Annotated in this window: 19 protein-coding genes; 12 read left to right on the top strand and 7 right to left on the bottom strand. The window is 52.1% G+C overall.

Features of this window, described 5'->3' with window-relative positions; genetic code table 11:
- Positions 1–9: 9 nt before the first annotated feature.
- Positions 10–897, bottom strand: a complete 888-nt coding sequence (locus HND56_02500; GenBank protein QKK04624.1) for an EamA family transporter — start codon at positions 895–897, stop codon at positions 10–12.
- 114 nt (positions 898–1,011) lie between these two features.
- Here HND56_02500 and HND56_02505 point away from each other — a divergent pair, with 114 nt between their 5' ends.
- From HND56_02505 to HND56_02545, 9 genes are read left to right on the top strand one after another with little or no spacing between them, the layout of a single operon-like run.
- Entirely contained in the window at positions 1,012–1,851 is an 840-nt protein-coding gene (locus HND56_02505; GenBank protein QKK04625.1) for an aldo/keto reductase, read from the top strand.
- A gap of 2 nt (positions 1,852–1,853) precedes the next feature.
- A complete protein-coding gene (locus HND56_02510; protein ID QKK04626.1) occupies positions 1,854–2,639 on the top strand; it encodes an SDR family oxidoreductase in 786 nt (261 codons plus the stop codon).
- A gap of 12 nt (positions 2,640–2,651) precedes the next feature.
- Entirely contained in the window at positions 2,652–4,103 is a 1,452-nt protein-coding gene (locus HND56_02515) for an aldehyde dehydrogenase (GenBank protein QKK04627.1), read from the top strand.
- 12 nt (positions 4,104–4,115) lie between these two features.
- Positions 4,116–4,538 (top strand): RidA family protein, encoded by a 423-nt coding sequence (locus tag HND56_02520; protein ID QKK04628.1) that lies wholly within the window; start codon positions 4,116–4,118, stop codon positions 4,536–4,538.
- A 1-nt stretch (position 4,539) separates the two neighbouring features.
- A complete protein-coding gene (locus HND56_02525) occupies positions 4,540–5,067 on the top strand; it encodes a 3-hydroxyanthranilate 3,4-dioxygenase (GenBank protein QKK04629.1) in 528 nt (175 codons plus the stop codon).
- A 4-nt stretch (positions 5,068–5,071) separates the two neighbouring features.
- Entirely contained in the window at positions 5,072–6,292 is a 1,221-nt protein-coding gene (locus HND56_02530) for an amidohydrolase (protein QKK04630.1), read from the top strand.
- A gap of 31 nt (positions 6,293–6,323) precedes the next feature.
- Complete coding sequence (locus HND56_02535; GenBank protein ID QKK04631.1) at positions 6,324–7,112, top strand: cyclase family protein; 789 nt, start codon at positions 6,324–6,326, stop codon at positions 7,110–7,112.
- Positions 7,109–8,410 carry a kynureninase gene (kynU, locus tag HND56_02540; protein QKK04632.1) on the top strand — a complete coding sequence of 434 codons (1,302 nt, stop codon included), beginning with the start codon at positions 7,109–7,111 and terminating at the stop codon, positions 8,408–8,410. The genes HND56_02535 and kynU overlap by 4 nt, the downstream gene beginning before the upstream one ends.
- On the top strand, positions 8,407–9,780 hold the full coding sequence (locus HND56_02545) for an FAD-dependent monooxygenase (protein QKK04633.1): 1,374 nt from the start codon (positions 8,407–8,409) through the stop codon (positions 9,778–9,780). The genes kynU and HND56_02545 overlap by 4 nt, the downstream gene beginning before the upstream one ends.
- Positions 9,781–9,786: 6 nt before the next feature.
- On the opposite strand, the gene HND56_02550 is transcribed toward HND56_02545, so the two are convergent.
- From HND56_02550 to HND56_02565, 4 genes are all read right to left on the bottom strand, one after another.
- Entirely contained in the window at positions 9,787–10,278 is a 492-nt protein-coding gene (locus HND56_02550) for a pentapeptide repeat-containing protein (protein QKK04634.1), read from the bottom strand.
- 495 nt (positions 10,279–10,773) lie between these two features.
- On the bottom strand, positions 10,774–11,835 hold the full coding sequence (locus HND56_02555; protein QKK04635.1) for a TPM domain-containing protein: 1,062 nt from the start codon (positions 11,833–11,835) through the stop codon (positions 10,774–10,776).
- A 24-nt stretch (positions 11,836–11,859) separates the two neighbouring features.
- Entirely contained in the window at positions 11,860–12,738 is an 879-nt protein-coding gene (locus HND56_02560; GenBank protein ID QKK04636.1) for a LemA family protein, read from the bottom strand.
- Positions 12,728–13,042: a DUF2089 family protein gene (locus HND56_02565; protein ID QKK04637.1), complete on the bottom strand. Its 315-nt coding sequence runs from the start codon at positions 13,040–13,042 to the stop codon at positions 12,728–12,730. The genes HND56_02560 and HND56_02565 overlap by 11 nt, the downstream gene beginning before the upstream one ends.
- Positions 13,043–13,260: 218 nt before the next feature.
- Here HND56_02565 and HND56_02570 point away from each other — a divergent pair, with 218 nt between their 5' ends.
- On the top strand, positions 13,261–14,208 hold the full coding sequence (locus HND56_02570) for an L-lactate dehydrogenase (protein QKK04638.1): 948 nt from the start codon (positions 13,261–13,263) through the stop codon (positions 14,206–14,208).
- Here the strand turns inward: HND56_02570 and HND56_02575 are convergent.
- Complete coding sequence (locus tag HND56_02575; GenBank protein ID QKK04639.1) at positions 14,205–15,515, bottom strand: DUF1835 domain-containing protein; 1,311 nt, start codon at positions 15,513–15,515, stop codon at positions 14,205–14,207. The two genes, HND56_02570 and HND56_02575, sit on opposite strands and share 4 nt — an antisense overlap.
- A gap of 261 nt (positions 15,516–15,776) precedes the next feature.
- On the opposite strand from HND56_02575, the gene HND56_02580 reads away from it, so the two are divergent.
- On the top strand, positions 15,777–16,448 hold the full coding sequence (locus tag HND56_02580; protein QKK04640.1) for a peptidoglycan peptidase: 672 nt from the start codon (positions 15,777–15,779) through the stop codon (positions 16,446–16,448).
- A gap of 2 nt (positions 16,449–16,450) precedes the next feature.
- Here the strand turns inward: HND56_02580 and HND56_02585 are convergent, their stop codons facing one another.
- Positions 16,451–18,832: a M48 family metalloprotease gene (locus tag HND56_02585; protein QKK04641.1), complete on the bottom strand. Its 2,382-nt coding sequence runs from the start codon at positions 18,830–18,832 to the stop codon at positions 16,451–16,453.
- A gap of 256 nt (positions 18,833–19,088) precedes the next feature.
- Here HND56_02585 and HND56_02590 point away from each other — a divergent pair, with 256 nt between their 5' ends.
- On the top strand, positions 19,089–19,778 hold the full coding sequence (locus HND56_02590; GenBank protein ID QKK04642.1) for a hypothetical protein: 690 nt from the start codon (positions 19,089–19,091) through the stop codon (positions 19,776–19,778).
- Positions 19,779–19,834: the final 56 nt, after the last annotated feature.

The following is a 19,834-nucleotide window of genomic DNA, read 5'->3' on the forward strand; positions in this document are numbered from 1 at the left end:
GCGAATGTGTCACGAAAGAAGTATAAGCGGCACGCCGATACACATGGCGATGACGCCGAGAATTTTCGGTGTGGTAATTTCCTCGCCAAAGGCGATGCGCCCGAGAGCGATGGCGGAGATTTGTCCGATAACGCGTTTGACCGATTCCATGATGCCGACATAAACCATTTTCAGGGACAGCATTTGCAGCCCCATTGCGCAGGCATAGAATGCGGCGACAATACCGATGATTTTCCAGCCCTCTTTTTTCGGCAGCGGGTTTTTCTTGAAGCCGCCGCGCAGAAAAATCCACAGCCACAGTAAGGCGGAGGAGACGGTAAAATGGATCAGCGCATGGGTCGGCACATCGACATGGCGCAGGGCGACACGGTCAAAAACAGGGGCAAGCGTCCAGAACAAAGCCGTGACGCACATGAATTTTGCCCCCGGTTCGGAAATAAAATTTTTCCAGACGCCGGCAAAGCCAAAAATTTTCTCCGGCGGTACATAGAGCCAGAGAATACCGAGAACAACCAGCACAATGCCGCCCCATTGCGAGAAGACAAGCGTTTCTTCAAGAAAGAAAAAGCCGATCAGTGCCGTTAACACAGGTGTGATTGACAGCAGCGGCACAGTCTTGCTGAGAGGCGAAGCAAAAACCGCGCGGACAAAAAAGATATTGGCAATGACATTGGAGAGAATATTTAAAGAACCGGGCAGAATATAGGCGCGGGAAAAAACATGATTGCCCGAGGCAAAAAACAGCGCGATATAAAGCGGAATGACAGCGGTAAAAATAATGGCGACCAGCATAGCCGGACCTGCGTGCTGACTGGCCGATTTACGGGTAAAATCCGCACCGGCATAGCATAATCCGCATCCGGCGACAGCCAGCAGGGCGGGAAGGGTCATTTCCATTGTCATACCTTCTTCAATAACACTTTTCCTGTCGTGGGGGGAGGGGGAAAACGCGCTCTTGCGCTTTTTTACCGATAGATATAGGCTTTTGGCAAAGTTTCAAGGAGAGCGGATATGGCAAGAATTCCAAGCATTATCTATGGTACCGCATGGAAGGAAGAGCGGACGGAGGCGCTGGTGCGCCAAGCGCTGGATGCCGGATATACCGCAATCGATACCGCTAATCAGCGCAAACATTATTATGAGGAAGGTGTCGGCAATGCGCTGGCGCATTTTCTGCAAACGGGCCATGTGCCGCGTGCGGATTTATTCCTGCAGACAAAATTCACCTATGCGGCAGGGCAGGATCACCGTTTGCCTTATGATGTCAATGCCTCCTTCGCACAGCAGGTGCGGCAATCCTGTCATTCTTCTCTGGAACATCTGGGCGTTGATTATATCGACTCTTATATATTGCATGGTCCCAGCGCGGGCACAGGGCTGACGAGCGCGGATATGGAAGTCTGGGCGGCGATGGAGGCGCTGGTCAACAGCCATCAAGTACGGATGCTGGGCGTCTCCAATGTGAATCTTGATCAATTGAAATTGCTGTATCGCAATGCGCATATCAAACCGGAATTTGTACAGAACCGTTGTTTTGCGGCAACGGGGTGGGATAAGGATATTCGTGATTTCTGCACGGCAAACGGTATTTATTATCAAGGCTTCTCGCTTTTGACGGCGAATGCGCGGGAATTGCAAAATCCGGCGATTGCCGCATTGGCGAAAAGCAAAGGCAAAACCATTCCGCAAACCGTGTTCCGTTTCGCTGTGGATGTCGGGATGATGCCGCTGACCGGAACAACGGATGAAAATCATATGCGTGAAGATCTGGATATTTTTGATTTCGAGCTGACAAAGGACGAGATTGCGCTGGTTGAAAATATCGCGCAAAAACAGGAAGGACAGATGTAGAGATGCAGGACTTAAAAGGTAAAAAAGCAATTATTTGCGGTGCCAGTAAAGGCATCGGCCGCGCTTCGGCGATTGCGCTGGCTGAGCGCGGCGCAACGGTGACGGTATTGGCGCGCAGTGCCGCGCCGCTGGAAGATGTACGGATATCTCTGGACACGACGGCAGGACAGACGCATCTGGCGCTGGTTGCTGATTTCCATGACCTTGACGGTTTGCAAACAATGATTGATGCTCATCTGGAGGCGCATGGCGCGTTTCATATTCTGGTCAATAATTCCGGCGGCCCGCCTGCGGGGCCTGCGCATCTTGCCGATGTAAAAGATTTTGCCGCCGCTTTTTCACAGCATGTGCTGGGCGGTCATATTATGATGCAGGCCTTACTGCCGGGGATGAAGGCGGAAAATTACGGGCGCATCATTAATATCATTTCCACTTCGGTCAAGCAGCCGTTGAAGGGGCTGGGCGTATCCAATACCGTGCGCGGTGCGGTGGCGAACTGGGCGAAAACGCTGGCGGGCGAACTGGCGGAATGGGGGATTACCGTCAATAACGTGCTGCCCGGCGCGACCGATACCGATCGTCTGGGAGAAATTCTGCAAGGCAAGGCGGATAAATTGGGCAAGACGCTGGACGAGGTTATCGCAGCGGAAAAAGCGGGGATTCCGGCAGGGCGTTTCGGCATGCCGGAAGAGCTGGGCGCGGCTGTTGCTTTTCTGGCAAGTCCTGCCGCCGCTTATATCAACGGTATCAATCTGCCTGTCGATGGCGGGCGTACAAGCTGTTTGTAAGAAGGTGACAAGATGCTGCCGTCAACGGAGAAAATTCTGAATTTTATCGGCGGTGAGATGCGGCAGCCGCAAAGCGGTGCATGGCTCGATAATGTCGACCCTGCAACAGGGCAGGTTTACGGACAGATTGCAGACTCCGCGCGGGATGATCTGGAGGCGGCGGTTCTTGCGGCAAAAAACGCTTTTCCGGCATGGCGCGATGCGGGGGCGGAAAAACGCGCTGCCTGCCTAAAAAAACTGGCCGATCTGATCGAAATGCATTTTGAGGCATTTGTGCGCGCCGAGAGTATTGATAACGGCAAGCCCGTTTCATTGGCACGGGCCGTTGATATTCCGCGCGGTATTGCCAATTTGCGTGCCTTTGCCGATGCAGCGCTGGAATTTTCCGGCGAATGTTTTGAAAATGATGTGTCTGAGAGTTATACGCTGCGCCAGCCGCATGGCGTGGTTGCCACGATCAGCCCGTGGAACTTGCCGCTGCTGCTGTTTACATGGAAAGCGGCACCCGCATTGGCGGCAGGGAATTGCCTGATTGCCAAGCCGAGTGAGGTCACGCCTGCGAGTGCGTTTCTGTTATCTGCGCTGATTAATGAAGCTGGTTTCCCACCCGGTGTCTTTAATGTATTGCATGGGCGCGGTGCGGAAATCGGCGCGGCGATTACGGCGCATCCCGATATTGCCGCAATCTCTTTCACAGGTGGAACGGCAACGGGGAAGGCGATTTATGCGGGTGCGGCTGAGAATTTGAAAAAAATTTCGCTGGAGCTGGGCGGTAAAAATCCGACGATTATTTTTGCCGATGCGGATTTTGACAAAGCTGTTGAAGGAGCGAAAACAGCGGCATTTGCCAATCAGGGGCAGGTCTGTCTTTGCGGCTCGCGGCTGTTGATTGAAGAGAGTATCTTTGAGAAATTCAAAACGGCTTTTCTTGAAAAAACCGCCGCGCTGAAAATCGGCGATCCGCTGGATGAGGGAACGCAGCATGGCGCAACGGTTTCAGAGCAGCATATGCAGAAAGTGCTGTCCTGTATTGCGCTGGCAAAGCAAGAGGGTGGCAAAACTCTGACAGGCGGTGAGCGCGTGACAGTTGAAGGACGCTGCGAAAACGGCTTTTTTATTGCGCCGACGGTGATTGAAAATCTGCCGCAGAATTGCCGCACAAATAAAGAGGAAATTTTCGGTCCTGTTGTGACATTGATGCCGTTTAAAACGGAAGCAGAGGCTTTAGAAATTGCTAACGGTACCGAATACGGGCTGGCATCTTCCGTCTGGACGCAGGATGAAGAAAAAGCGGCGCGTATGGCGGCGGGAATTGACAGCGGCATTGTCTGGATCAATTGCTGGAATTTGCGTGATTTAAATACGCCGTTTGGCGGTATGAAAAAATCCGGCATCGGGCGCGAGGGCAAACACCGCGCCATGCAGTTTTTTACCGAGGAAAAAACCGTCACCCGTCCGAAATAAAGGAGAGAGAAAATGAGTATCGCCCATAATTCAGAAAAAGCGCCCGAACCGGTCGGGTTGTATCCGCATTCGCGCCGTGTCGGTAATTTGCTGTTTTTGTCCGGCGTTGGCCCGCGCAAAAAAGGCACGAAAGAAATCCCCGGCGTGACGCTGGATGCCGATGGCAATATCACGGATTACGATATTGCCGCGCAATGCCACAGCGTTTTTGAAAACGTCAAAAATATTCTGGAATCCTCCGGCGCATCATGGACGGATTTGGTGGATGTGACGGTTTATCTGACGAATATGAAACAGGATTTCCCGATCTATAACAAAATCTGGGCGGAATATTTTTCCGAGAACCCGCCCTGCCGTACAACGGTCGAAGTGACGGCACTGCCGACCCCGATTGCGATTGAGTTGAAATGCCTTGCCGCTTTAAAGGAGGTGTAACATGCTGCCCCCGATTAATTTTAAACAATGGATTGACGATAATCGCGATAAATTAAAACCGCCTGTTTGCAATCAGGTTGTTTATCAGGACAGCGAATTCATCATCATGGTTGTCGGCGGTCCGAATACGCGCAAGGATTATCATGATGATTGCGGCGAGGAATTTTTCTACCAGATCGAAGGTGATATGGTGTTGCGTATTATCGAAGACGGCAAACCGAAAGATATTACGATTAAAGAAGGCGAGATTTTCCTGCTACCGCCGCATGTGCATCATTCGCCGCAGCGTTTTGAAAATACCGTCGGTTTGGTAATCGAGCGTAAACGGACGAAAGAGGAGTTGGACGGCTTTGTCTGGTATTGTGATAAATGCCATCACAAACTTTATGAGGAATATATTCCGCTGAAAAGCATTGTGAAAGATCTGCCCGCCGTGTTTGACAATTTCTGGAACAGTGAAGCTCATCGCAGTTGTGAGGTTTGCGGTTATGTGATGCCGCTGCCGGAAAACCGCAAAAAATCCGCATAAAAATATGACGCAAAAAATGGAAAAATGGGACGTTCATACGCATACGACACTGTCGCCCGCGACTTATGAGGCGTTGGGGCGTTTTACGTCTTATGCGGATTTTGTACGTATCCGCACCCATGCGTCAAAACCCTGCTGTGCCGAAATGGTCAATAGCTGCGGCGAGATTGTGCGGGAGATTGAAGAGAATGCCTATGACGGTGCGGCGCGGATAAAAGATTGCGATATGCATGGTGTGACGATGCAGGTGCTGTCGCCGACACCGATGATGATTCCCGACTATGTCGATAATGCAAATGATGCGGCGGAAATTTGCAAAATTCTCAATGATGATAATGCGGCGACGGTTGCAAAATTCCCTGACCGCTTTACGGCATTGGGGGCGCTGCCGCTGTCGCATACGGATGCTGCCTTGCGGGAATTGCACCGTTTGAAAGATGAGTTGGGAATGCGTGGTATTGAAATCAATTCCAATATCGCCGGGCGTGATCTGGATGACCCGCTGTTTTTTCCGGTATTTGAAGCAGCGGCGGAAATGGGGATGGCGGTCTTTATTCATCCCTGGGGCGGCTTTATGTCACCGCAGGAAGAGACATTAAAAAAACGCATGAATGCCAAAAACGGCTGGCGTCCGTGGCTGATCGGTATGACCACGGAAACCGCACTGGCTTTTGACGCGATGCGGCGCGGCGGCGTGCATGAGCGTTTGCCGCATTTGCGCGTGTTATATGCACATGGCGGCGGTGCCTTTCCGGCCTTGCTGGGACGACTGGAACACGGCGCTTATTGCCGTCCTGATCTATTCACGGAAGATTCGGGGAAAGATCCGTATCAGGTTTTGCGCGATTGCAGCGTTTACACCGACAGCCTTGTGCACAGCCCTTTTGCCTTCGGGATGCTGCTGGATACGATGGGAGCGGGGCGGATTGCCGTGGGGTCCGATTATCCCTATCCGCTGGGGGAAATGGAGCCCTTTGAGGCACAGACGAAAAAAGACCAGCTGGGCAATGATTGCCCCTATGCGGCGCCGAAGGGACTTTACCCCGGCCATATGGTGGAACATCTGCCTGCGCCTGATGCGGATTTGGAACAGGCATGGAAAAATTTTGCATGGATTGAGGACAAAGACAGGGACGGCAATCTGCGCAATCTGCCGCGTCTGACAGATGCGCAGCGCGCACGTATTTTATCCGGTACGGCAAAGGAATGGCTGGGCTTTGAATAAGATTGATGAATGAAGGGAAATCCTCTACAACATGGCTATGGAACTTGCAGTCACAATCGGCAAAAACAGCTACCGCATTGATCCTGCGGAAGGGATGGATATATCCATCCCTGTGCGTTTTGATGAAAACGGGCTGACCGCTTTTGGTGCGGAGAAAGCCTCTTCCACTGCCTATCAGGCGGAAGGTTTTACCGGCGCTGTTGAAAAGGGTGGCAGCTGTAATTGCGGGCTGTATCATTTTTCCCCGCATCTTCACGGCACACATACGGAATGTGTCGGTCATCTCAGCAAAAACGCCCTGCATATCACCGACAGACTGCCGCAGGCTTTTGTGACGGCGACATTGATTACCGTCACGCCTGAAACGGAAGAGGGTGACAGGGTCATTACAAAACAGTCCTTGGAAAGTGCTTTGAAAGAGGCGGCTTATGATTTTATGGATGCGCTGGTGATCCGTACATTGCCCAATGATGCGGAAAAGAAATCCCGCGATTATGACGGCAAGGAGATGCCGCCTTATTTTACTGGTGAGGCAATGGCTTTTATCGTGCTGGCGGGGGTTCGGCATTTACTGGTTGATTTACCCTCGATTGACAGGATGGATGATGGTGGTGCGCTCGCCAATCACCGTATGTTCTGGAATGTGCCGGAGGGTGCCGGGGAAATTTCAGAGGGGATGGCATCGGACAATACCGTGACGGAACTGATCTATGTGCCGGAGGCGATCAAGGACGGAAAATATCTTTTGAATTTACAAGTGGCGGCTTTTGCGGCGGATGCTGCGCCGAGCCGTCCCGTGCTTTATGAGGTGATGACATGATTGATTACCAGAGTGATGCGGCCTTTGCAAAACGCATGGATGCGGAAGACCCGCTGCGCGGCTTTCGCGAGCGCTTTTATATTCCGCCCGCCCCGAATGGCGGCGAGGCACTTTATTTCTGCGGAAATTCGCTCGGCTTACAGCCGAAAGCAACGGAGGCCTCTGTCTTGCAGGAACTGGAAGACTGGAAGAATATGGGGGTGCACGGGCATCTGGGTGCGAAAAATCCGTGGCTGCCTTACCATGAATTTCTGACGGAAAATCTGGCAAAGATTGTCGGCGCAAAACCTGTCGAAGTTGTGGCGGCCAACAGCCTGACTGTGAATCTGCATTTGATGATGGTGTCTTTTTACCGTCCGACGCAGGAGCGGTTTAAAATTCTGATTGAGGGCGGTGCCTTCCCCTCCGACCGCTATGCGGCGGTATCGCAAATTAAATTTCACGGTTTTGACCCTGCGGAGGCCTTGATCGAACTTGCGCCGCGCACCGGGGAGAAGACACTACGCATAGAAGATATTCTGGATGTGATCGAAAGCGAAGGCGCACAGATTGCTCTGATCCTGATCGGCGGTGTGCAATATTATACCGGACAGCTTTTTAATATGGCGGCGATTACCAAAGCCGGACATGACAAGGGCTGTATTGTCGGGTTTGATCTGGCGCATGCCGCCGGAAATGTGGAACTGAAACTGCATGATTGGGATGTCGATTTCGCCTGCTGGTGTTCCTATAAATATCTGAATGCCGGGCCGGGTAGTGTGGCGGGACTGTTTGTGCATGAACGCCATGCGCAAAATAATGATTTGCCGCGCTTTTGCGGTTGGTGGGGGCATGACAAAGAAAGCCGCTTTAAGATGGGGCCGGAATTTCACGCCATCACCGGTGCGGAAGGCTGGCAGCTGTCAAACCCGCCGATTTTGTCACTGGCGGCGGTCAAGGCATCGCTGGAAGTTTTTGCCGAAGCGGGCATGGAACGCCTTGTCGAAAAAAGCCGCAAGCTGACAGGCTATCTCGCCTTTCTGCTGAATGCTTTGGAGAGTGATGCTTTTGTGATGATGACGCCGGATGATCCGGCGCAGCGCGGTTGCCAGATTTCCATTACCGTAACGGGCGGCGGGGGCAAAGAAATTTTTGCGGGGCTGGAAGCCGCGGGTATTGTCTGCGATTGGCGTGAACCTGACTGCATCCGTCTGGCACCTGTGCCGCTTTATAACAGCTATCAGGATATTTATGATTTTGTCCGTATTTTTGCGGAGCAGCTGGGCTTGAACGGAAAATTGCAGGAGGCGGCAGGATGAACGAGACAAAAAAAGAAACACTGCATGTGATCGGCGGCGGGCTGGTCGGCCCGCTGACGGCGATTTATCTGGCGCGCCGCGGCTTTGACGTCAAACTTTATGAACGTCGCGGCGATATGCGTCGCGGTGACGCGGATGCGGGGCGTTCCATCAATCTGGCGCTGACGGCGCGGGGCTTGAAAGCGCTGGAGCGGGTCGGGCTGAAAGAGGAGATCATGAAAATCACCATCCCGATGACGGGACGTATGGTGCATGACCGCGCAGGCAAGACGGAGCTGCAGCCTTATGGTCAGAAAGAAGATGAAGTGATTTACGCGGCCTCGCGCGGGCTACTGAATATCATGCTGCTGGATGCGGCGGAGAGTTATGAGAATATCACTATTCTTTTTCACCAGCGCTGTCTTGAATGCGATGTGGAAAACGGCAGTGCCGTTTTTGAAGATATCAATAGCGGTGCAAAAACGGAAATCAGCGGCGGTCCGATCATTGCGGCGGATGGCGCGTGGTCTGCCGTGCGGAAATCCATGCTGGAGAATGTGCCGAATTACAATTACGCGCAAAGCTTTCTGGATTACGGCTATAAGGAGCTGGAAATCCCGCCCGCTGAAAATGGCGGATTCCTGATGGAGAAAAATGCGCTGCATATCTGGCCGCGTAATGCCTATATGCTGATCGCGCTGCCGAATACCGATGGCAGTTTTACCTGCACCTTGTTTTATCCTTACAAAGGGGAAAATAGTTTTGCGCATTTGCAAACACCGGAAGATGTGACGGCGTTTTTTAAACGCGATTTTGCCGATGCGCTGGAATTGATGCCGACATTGACGGATGATTTTTTCGACAATCCGACCGGAGCGCTGGCAACGATTAAATGCAGCCCGTGGCATGATGGCGGGAAATGCTGTCTGATCGGTGATGCCGCCCATGCGATTGTGCCGTTTTTCGCGCAAGGCATGAATAGCGGCTTTGAAGATTGCGTTGTGCTGGATGATATTCTGGAGGCGGCAGGCGGAACGCCTGATTGGGCGGATGTTTTTGCCAGGCTGGAAACATCACGCAAGCCGAATACGGATGCGATTGCCGATATGGCGGTGGAAAACTTTACCGAAATGCGTGACAGCGTGACCGATCCGCATTTCCTGCTGAAGAAAGAGGCGGGTTTTGCGCTGGAAAAGCGCTATCCGGGCAAATTCATTCCGCGTTATTCCATGGTGATTTTCCACCCGGAAATTCCCTATGCTGAAGCGCGCCGCCGCAGCATCGAACAGGATGCGATGCTGGAAGAACTGTGCCGCGACATTCAAACTGCCGAGCAGATTGACTGGAACAAGGCGGACGCACTGATGCAGGAGCTCAGCATTGCGGCATAACAGCTGTTAGGGCGTGTTACCGTTCTTCTTTTTCTTTTTATTCGTGAACTGTCCGGCTTTGGTCACCATCGGTGTGCCGAAGGTCAGGTAAACTTGTTCATCCGTGATTTCTGCGCTGCGCATATCGGCACCGGACATGACAGCCGTGGCGACCTCTGCGCCGGTAAAGTCAGCCAGCTTTAAAATAGCATTGGCAAAGACCGCGCCGATCAGGTTTGAATCCTTGAAATTCGCCTTTGTCAGATTGCTCCAGGTAAAGTCGGCAACAATCAGATTGCCGTCAATACCGGAGAAATCCATCCCACTGAGGTCTTTTTGGCTTAAATCGAGGTAGCCGCCGCTCTGGATTTTTTCCGTCCGAAGGAAGTCGCAAAAGGCTTCGCGCGATTCAAAGCTCAGCACTTCCAACACCGTCTTATTGTCATACAGGCTACGGATTTCGACGGAAAAACCGGCGGCGGCATCTTGAAAATCTTTTTTTACGGTATCACTCATCATGTGTCCCTTTCCCGTGAGAAAAACTTGAGAGAGGCCGAACCTTCTGCGTGGGCAGTTTCTTATATTTGTGGGTGTTCGCGCATGCGGTTCGGCACCCTCTCCGTCTGTCCTGCGCCGCGATTTGCACGTCCAAAGAAAAGCACGGCGGCAGGGTAAAAACTTGTCGCTGTTTTTTTTGAGATGAAAATCACGGATGTCGGAAGGGATGCCGAAAATCGGGCTTAAAAGCCGGGCGATCAACCTTCTGACACGGATGATTCCCAAGTGTCGCACATATGTTCCATGCGACTCTCGCGGTTTCAGCATTCCGCTTTGCGTCAGAGTTTGTACTTGTTGAACTGCCCCTCGGCCCGCATATTCCCGCTTCGTTTTTTTGAAGCATCAAGGGCGCGCTCATGCGCCGGAATAATTGGATGTGGCTTTATGGGATTACATTACCGCAATAGAAATGCGTCTGTCAATAGCGAAAATTATGGCAGTAGCGAGAAAAAGATTTTATTTCGGCGGATGCGGAAAGCCGTAGCGGTCAAAGCGCCAGTCGCGAAAGGCGAAGCCGTAAGGGGCTCTCAGCGGCGGCCAGTTTTGGTCGAAATGCCATTCATTGCGGTGGTTAAAACGCATGGCTTTTTGCATCATGGTCAGATCCAGACGCCATGCGCCGTCTTCAAAAACAAAGAAGAAAGGGGAACATTGCCTCTCCTGCGGGGTGTAGCGGATGACGGCATAGCCATCGCCGATTCTGGTCTCGCCCGCGCCGCAGCGCCGGATGCTGCGGGCTTCATTATCCATTTGCGCAGGCGTAACCGTCCATTTTTTCAGCATGGCGCGTGTGCCGGTGCTGTAAATCGATAGCGACGGATTGGCGTTGCGTTTCTCCCTTGCAGCAAGATAAGCCTGCAACACAGCGGAAGGGGCATTGCTTTCCGAACGGACATCCGGTGCTTTACGGAAACTGTTATCTGCGCCTTTACCGATATCGGCAGGATTTGCCGCACCGCCGCCGATCGAAGTGCTTTCCATCGGCGGGGTGAATTCCTGCCCCGCTTCGGCATCCTGCGCACGGGTAAAGATCAGCTCCGTCGTGGCTAGAATACCGTCGGCGATTCTGCCCGTGCGGAAAAACGGAATCATCTGGCGGTGCTGTAAATAGGAGGTGAAGGCATCGGTGTAAACAGGTTCCAGCGCGGCGGAGACTTCCAGTCGCACTTCGTTTTGTCCGGCATCAATCAGCAGCAACAACCCGCGGCCGCTTTTACTGTATGTGCCGACCTCCCGCTCACGAAAGGCGGTATGGGACAGTTGATTGATATCGGCGGGCGTATCGCTTTTCACCGTCAGAACGCGGTAATCAATGTCATGGTCTTGCAAAAGTTTGGCGTGATATTGGTCAATACCGGCTAGCTGGTCGAGATCAAACAGATTGGCCTCGTCATAGACGGTCGGGAAGCGCGGCGGGGCAAATTTTAAATCGGTAAAAGCAAATTGCAGCAGGCCGATCGCAATCATAATGAAACCGATTGCCATCCCTGCCTTGCGCCATGCTGCTGTTTTGCCCATTATTTCCGCTCCTTGCCGTCTCTGTTAAAAGGCGGGTTTGACAGCGTTTTCACTGCCGTCATCGGCTTCGAAATAGGCTTTGCGTTTAAAGCCGCCGACACTTGCCGCCAAGGCGCCGGGCATTTTGCGTGTGGCGCTGTTATAGTCGCGCACGGTTTCATTAAAGGCCATGCGGGCGACATTGATACGGTTTTCGGTGCCTTCGAACTGGTCTTGCAGTGTCAGGAAGTTATCGGCACTGCGCAGTTGCGGATAATTCTCGGCCAGGCCGAACAGGCTTGTGACATTTGCACGCAGAGACCGCTGCGCATTTTCCAGCGCCGCCAAAGCATCTTTATCTTCCAGTTTTTTATCCACATTTTTCATGGCGTCCATGGCATTGGCGCGGCTTTTTGTGACTTCGACCAGCACGCTTTCTTCGTGATCGACATAGGCTTTGACCGTATCGATCAAGCCGGGGATCAGATCGGCGCGGCGCTGATAATTGCTTTCCACCTGTGACCATGCCGCCATGACATCTTCTTCCTTTTTCACAAGGTCGTTATAAAGATATGTGAATCCCAGTGCCGATAAAACAATCGGCAGCAGGATGATAAACATGCTCATTCCGGTTGTGACATTCTTGCTCATTTCGCCCACCTTTCCGCTTTGGTTCATAATTTCAGAGACATTTTGAATAACATCGGCATCCGGCGCAGGAGCCGTACCGCCTGTGGTAAAAAAGAAAACAGCGAGAACAGCCGCCGCACCAATACCGGCAATCAGCCCCATCGGCAGCGGGCGCCGCGCATTTTCAAAAACGGGCGTATCCATTGACCGGATGCTGGCGCGCATTTCCTCCGCCTGTTCCACCGTGATTTTTCCGGATGTTTCCATCCTTGTAATGCGATCTTCAAAGCTCACCGTTTAACTCCTTTATCTGCCGCAATCCTTTTTCCGCCGATAATGTTCCGGCTTCGATCTGTTGCAGGATGTGTCCGATTTCTTTTTCATCCTGTTTTTTCAAGCTGCGCATGGCATCAATGACCGTATCCAGTCTTTTACGCAAAGTCGGGTAGCTGATCTCCAGCACCTCCGTTAAGTCTTTCAGATTGCCGCCGCATAAAACAAGTGCCTCGACAAATTTTTGATGTTCCGGTGTCAGCCGCGCAAGGCGCGGGGCACGGAATGAGCCTTCAATACAGATATCACAGCTGTGGCAGGACATCTGCGTTATTTCCAGGCGCTCTGTGCATATCGGACATCTCATCATATTTCCAGAATATCAAAAATAATAAGTATTGTCAATGATAATTTTAATATAATAAAAAAATATACAGAATAATTTTAATAATATTTAGTCTTTCTTTGTTTAATATCACCGCTTGAAACCGTGCGGCGCAGCGGTTATAGCTAGAAGGGAATAAAACAAAGGGAGAATGTGTCATGAAAATCGGCGTGGTCGGATGCGGACAGGTCGGGTCAGCCAGTGCCTATGCCTGTGCTTTGCGCGGTGTCGGTTCACAGCTGGTGCTGATTGATCACAATCCGGGTTTTGCCGCCGCGCAGGCCGAAGATATTCTTCATGCGACGCCTTTTGCCGCGCCCGTACGTGTGCGAGCGGGGAATTATGCTGATCTGGCAGGGGCGGGGATTGTCATGATCGCGGCAGGAGTCAGCCAGAAACAGGGAGAGACGCGGCTGGATCTGCTAAAACGCAATGCGGCTGTTTTTGCAGAGATCATTCCGCAAATACTTGATGCCGCGCCGGAGGCGATTTTGCTGATTGCCAGTAATCCGGTTGATATCATGACACATCTGGCGGCTGATATTGCCGCAAAAAGTCATAAACTGCCTGCCGCCCGCGTGATCGGATCAGGCACGATTCTGGATACGGCGCGTTTTCGCGCATTGCTGGGGCAGCATCTTGGTGTTTCCAGCCATTCCGTCCATGCCTATGTGATGGGGGAACATGGCGATTCCGAAGTGCTGCACTGGTCGGGCGCGACAATCGGTAATCTAAAACTTTCCTCCTTTGCGGAACAGGCGGGAATTCCCGTGACCGAGACACTGCGCGCGGAAATTGATGACGGTGTCCGCCGTGCGGCCTACCGCATTATTCAGGGCAAGGGCGCGACATGGTACGGCATCGGCGCGGGCATGGCGCGGATTGCACAGGCTATTCAGGATGACGAGCAAACGGTACTGACCTGTGCGGTTCTGACCGAGGAGGTTGCCGGTGTAAGAAATGTCACATTATCAATGCCACGCATTATTGCCGCGGGCGGTGTGACGCGCAGTATTTATCCCGCATGTGATACGGCGGAACAGGCGGCGCTGCAAAACAGCGCGACGATTCTGCGCCGCGCTGCCGATGAGCTTGATTTGCCTTAAACTGTGGTGATGATGCCCTGTTCTTCGTGATCCCAGCGCGGACAAGGTTGATCGGCGCGGATTTCACAGCCGCCGACCCAGCGCGGAGGCGGTGACAGCGCAAGAAAATCCAGATCATTTTGCAGAAGTTTTTTGCCTGTCTCATTTAATCTGAGTTCCTGTTCGTGCCATGGCGCGGTTTTGTCTGTGCTGTCAAAAAGCGGTTGTTCCGCTTGCATCATATGATCCAGCACATCCCGGAACATCAGATCACCCAGAAAAGGCAGCGGTTCTTTTTCCGTGGTTAGAATGCCGAATAACCGCCCGCCTTTCAGCGTCCCGTGTTCGGCCAGAATTTCCAGCGTTAGTTGCTGCGTCAGGCTCAGCCCGTTTTGCGCGGAAGGCAGTTCCATCAATTGCCGCAGAATTGCCCCTGCCATTTGCGGAATGGCGGGCGTAGTGTTTTGCGCAATTCTATGCAGTGTTTCGAAATCGGCTTTGCGGTAAGCTTGCCAGACTTTTTTGCCCAGTGCGGTCATTTCCGCTGTGACGGGGCGGCGTTCATGCTCCCATAAATATTGCAATGCTTCGGGGGAAAGCTGCCCCAATCCGACGAAATCGGGAACGCCCGGTACATTGTCTACGCAGATGATCTCGTATTTTTCCGGCAGTTTTACGGCGGCAAGCGTTTCCAGCAAAAAAGCCAGAATAAACTGGTCATAAGCATCATGTTCAAACCACAGTACCAGTTGGTCATAGCCGGAAAACGCGGTAATGGCGGCATATTCCTTTTGCTGCCGTGCCAGCGCGTCTTTCAATGTGATGTCATAGCTTTGTGAAATGAATGCCGCGCGTATTTCAAGAAATTCCGGCAGCGGCAAGTCGGGAACGGGCCCTTGACAATAAGGATCGGCGAATTCCAGAAAGGCGCCTTTGAAACCTGCGATGTCCAGCCCGTGTTTGATATCGGAACCGCAGCGGATATGAACCGTGCGCGGCGTATCGCGGGCGGGGACTGTGCCGCTTTCAATTTGTTTTTTCGCCAGTGCCAGCGCATCGCAATGCGCTTTCATTTTCGGCCAGCTGGTGAAACCGTTTTCCCGTGCAATGACGGATTGGGCATCCGCCAGCTGCGGCGTCGTTTTTGCGGTGCTTTGCGGATGATGGGCGGCAAAGCGTGCTGCAGCTGCGGCATCACCTTTGCGCAGGGATTTCAGCAATTCTTTTGCCTGTTTTTTCTGCTGTTCAAAATTCAAGCGTCCGTGAAAATAGCGGCGTTTTTGACGCGGCGCGGACAGGGCGGTATTAGGGGAGGTGTTTTCAGACATTGACGATCTCCTCATCATTTATGCCTGCGTCCGCCAAAACAGGCCAAGGAAAACCGTAAAATAGACTTTATATTATAAGTCGGGCGCAGCCCTTTCCGCGGACGGGAAGCCAATAGGCTTATGCGGAAAGTGTCGCGTGAATCGCGGCGCATGTCAATATATGGCTTTGTATGTTATTTGCTTTTATAATCAAGCGGTATCCGCATTGTCGGTATTTTTTACGGTGATTTCATGAAAAAGAAAATTTTCTTAGGTGTTGTTATGTCTCTGTTTTTACTCGCAGTCATGAACTATTTATGGCTTGAAACGACACGGGCGCAAGTCGAAAAACTGCCGGTCTTGAAATCGGGTGATTTGGTTTTTCAGACAATCAATACCGGACAAACACTGGCTGTTGCGGCAGCTTCTGCCAGTGCCTATACGCATGTCGGCATTGTGAAGATTGATGAAAACGGTACAGCACTGGTCGTCGAAGCTGTCGGCCCTGTCCGTGAAGTTCCGCTGGAAAAGTGGTTAAGGCAGGGAATCTTTGACCGCGTTGCGGTGATGCGCCTGAACGGGTTGACGGAAAAGCAGGCCGAGAAAATTCTGAAAGCGGCGGAAAAATATTACGGCAGACCGTATGACTTCTTTTTCCTGTTTGATAAGGAGAAGATTTATTGCAGCGAGCTGGTTTATTACGCCTTTAAAGAGGGGGCGGATATAGATATCGGCAAAATACAGAAAGTCAGCGAGCTGCATATTGATAATTTCGCCGTGCGTAATCTTATCAAACAACGCTGGCAAAAATACAAACCCTGCCGCCAGCAAAAGGCAGGCACTTTCAGCGCTTGCCTTCCGGTTATCCTGTCACAGGAACTGATTACGCCGACAAGCGTTGCCAATGATCCCCGCGCGGAAATGATTTACAAAAATTATATGTTCCGCTGGTAGTGTCATTTTGCCTTTTGATAGATGACGGTGCCGTCGATCTGTTTCAGTTTTTTCTCAAGCCCGCTGACGCCGTCGGCCTCGATAAACAGAAATTCTTCGGGCAGACCGGATTCATAGATAAATTGCATCACATCCTCATCGACCTTTTTCTGTGAAGCCCAGAAACCGGGTTTTGTTTTATAGGCGATGACATAGCAGGGGAATTCCGGCATATATTTGACATCTTTTTGCGCCAGATAAACGCGCGCGATAATCGGATGTTTGGCGGCATGCTCGGACAGATAGGTCAGCGCTTTTTCGGGCAGGTCATGTGCTTTGAATTCGTCTGCGGACAGAATGGCATCGCGCTCGTCATTGGCGGCGCGGCTGAGATAATGCCAATCATCAAGTTTTTCGTGATAGGGCTTGGCCTCTTCCGCCCGTCCATCTTTTTCCAGAAATTCAATCGCATAGCCGCAGACATCGGCGGTATAAGAGGGATGCGTTTTCAGGAGTTTTTCCATTTCCGCCAGCTGGCTTTCGTCTTTTTCGACCATCAGCCTGTACCACAGGCAGTTCAGCAAAGCACCGGCACTGTCAGGATGGCGGCGCAGCATTTCTTCGCTGGCTTTGTAATAAAGATCATCATCTTCCATGCGCCCTGCGGCACTGACCAGCTCACGCAAATCTTCTTCTTCCAGATCGCCGACGGGTTTTGTTTTTAATTCCTCGTAACGGTTTTGCCAGTGTTTGCGCTCTTCCTGCCGTCCCTCCCAATGTTCCTGTGCTTTTTCCTGCCATTCGCGGCTGAAATCATTGGCCAGCTTTTCCGCCATGCCTTCCAGCAGGGCTGTCGCGGCAGAATGACCGGGCGTTGGCGGTTCGGGAACATTGAAATCCGTTCCCAGTGCCGCCAGTCTGTCGGAAACGGAGGGGTGGGTGCCGGTATAGTCGGTTTTTCGCTTGAGTGCTTGTTCAATACTGTCGGAGACATCCTCCAGATTGCCGAAAAAGGGAGGAATTTCCTTGTAAGGCGCAATGTTTTGCAGGTTCTCACCTGTATCGCTGCGTTCCCAGATTTTCCGCCAGAATGTGCCGTTATATTGATCGCCGTAAACGGCGAGGGAGGAGAGCGCCTCGGCGATGGCGTCTTTTCCGGCAACGCGGGCGGAAAAGGCATCGGCCTCATATTCGCAGCTGCGCGACAGGGCAAAGCTGTAAGCGCTGAAAGTCGCGATAAACCATTCATAAAAACGGTTCAGTTTCAGCGTGTACCAAAGATGTTCAAAGCGCAGCTTGTCATCCAGTACCAGCCAGCTGTTGCGGATGCGGTAAACCCATTGTCCCCAGACATTGTCCTTGGCGGCGACATGGCCGTATTCATGTCCGATCACGCCGGAAAGTTGTTTGGCCGTTTGCGATTGCATCAGCGGCAGACCGATGGTCAGCACAACGGGCCCCATGCCGAAAAATCCCAGCAATCCGCCGCTACGCGTGACGGAGGCATTTAGCTGGTTATCAATGAAAACGCGCTTGAACATCGGCCCGTTTGCTTTTTGGCAAATCTCCTCCAGCAGGGCGAAAAGTTTCGGGCAGTCCTGCGCCGTGACCTCAACGCCTTCATAATCAAAAGACGGGGATAGCAGGGATTTCCCCATATGCCAGGCAAAACCGATCGGTACGGCGGCGATCACAAAGGCCAGTTTGGCAACGCCCGCATTGCCGCCTGTCAGCACAACCAGCGCCGCACCAAGCCCCAACCCGACCGGCAGCATCAGCAGAATACTGCCGATAACGACCAGATAGCCCAGAAAGGCAAGCCGGATGGTTTTGCGCCGCAGCCAGAGGGGGTTGCCCTGGGCGCGGTTCTCGATGTCTTTTACCAGTTCGACAAAATCCAGATATTTGCGCTTTCGCTCCTGCGGGGTATCAATCGTGACCTCGTCCACCATCAGCCATAATGTCAGTAATACCGGCAGGGCAAGACAGAAGAACAGTGTGAACAGAAATAAACCGTTAAAACGCATTTCTCCGATGCTGTATTTTAATCCGGCATCATGTTCCAGCCCCCATTGCGTCACAAAAGGGAAATCCTGCCGTCCTGTGATGTAAACCGCGCCCGACTTGATTTTGCGCCGTCCGCCGCCATACAGCCACTCCATGAAATCCGCTTTTATCACAACGGGGTAGGGGCCTGATTTTGTGCTGAGATTGGCGTGTATCAGCATTTCCGGCTTGAAACCGTCGAAATAAAAGCTGCGTTTTTCAATTTTCCACTTTTTATAAGGGCCTTTCCAGGCATCGCTTTGTTCCAGAGCAGGGGAAAAAGAGGTGTTTCCGGCGGCAAAAAGCAGGGAGGGAAGCCAGATCACCAGAAAAACGAGGGAGACAATCAACTGTTTCATCAAAAAATCCTTTTAAAATACCGCCTTTTTATCATTGCTTAGAAAGCTTTATAAAAACTTAAAATTTTTTTTGCAAAATAGGCGCAGGGTTTTGCAAAAACGGAACGTATAACCAATATAGGCGGTAAAACAGCCGATAAAAAACGAGACTTATCAACCAGTAAAATAAAAGACGCAACACATTCAAGAATTTTTAAGGAGAAGACATATGCGACGATTTGTAACAGGACGATTTTTAACAGGGCGCGCTTTAACCATGGCAGCCGTTACGGTTTTGACGGTCGGGCTTTCCGGTCCGGCTTATGCGAGAGAGGCGGCAGCGCCTGAAGTGGATGGCGGGCCGGAATATCACCGCGATTACCGCGAAGATGTGCGTGACCGCCGTGAAGATGTCCGCGACCGCCGCGAGAATTGGCGTGACCGCCGTGAAAATGTCCGTGACCGCTATGAGGACAAGCTGGACCGCCGCGAAGATGTGCGTGACCGCAAGGAAGATGTGCGCGATCGTCGCGAGGATGTTCGTGACCGCAAGGAAGATATCCGCGACCGTCGCGAAGATGTTTGGGATGAAAAACATGACGGCGGCAAATACGATAAAATAGAAGACAGATGGGATCGCCGCGAAGATGTGCGTGATCATCGCGAGGATGTCCGTGACCGCAAGGAAGATAAATGGGATCGCCGCGAGGATGTTCGTGACCGCAAGGAAGATGTGCGCGACCGTCGTGAAGATGTCCGCGACCATCGTGAAAATGTCCGCGACCGCCATGAAAACCGTTTTGACCGCCGTGAAGATGTGCGCGATTACAAGAACGGCCCGTCAAAAGGCAAGCTTGGCCGTTTTGAAGGGCGAGGCGAAAATGCCGGCAAACATAAAGGTGATTTTAAAGGAAAGCACCGCGGCCAGCGTAAAAAACGCCCGTCCGGCCAACGCGGTAACCGTTAATATTTCTCTGTAAGAAGACAGCACCCCGCCCTTTATACGCTAATTATGTGTATATG

The sequence above is a fragment of the Pseudomonadota bacterium genome, from assembly GCA_013285465.1.
Classification (GTDB): Bacteria; Pseudomonadota; Alphaproteobacteria; order Micavibrionales; family CSBR16-224; genus CSBR16-224.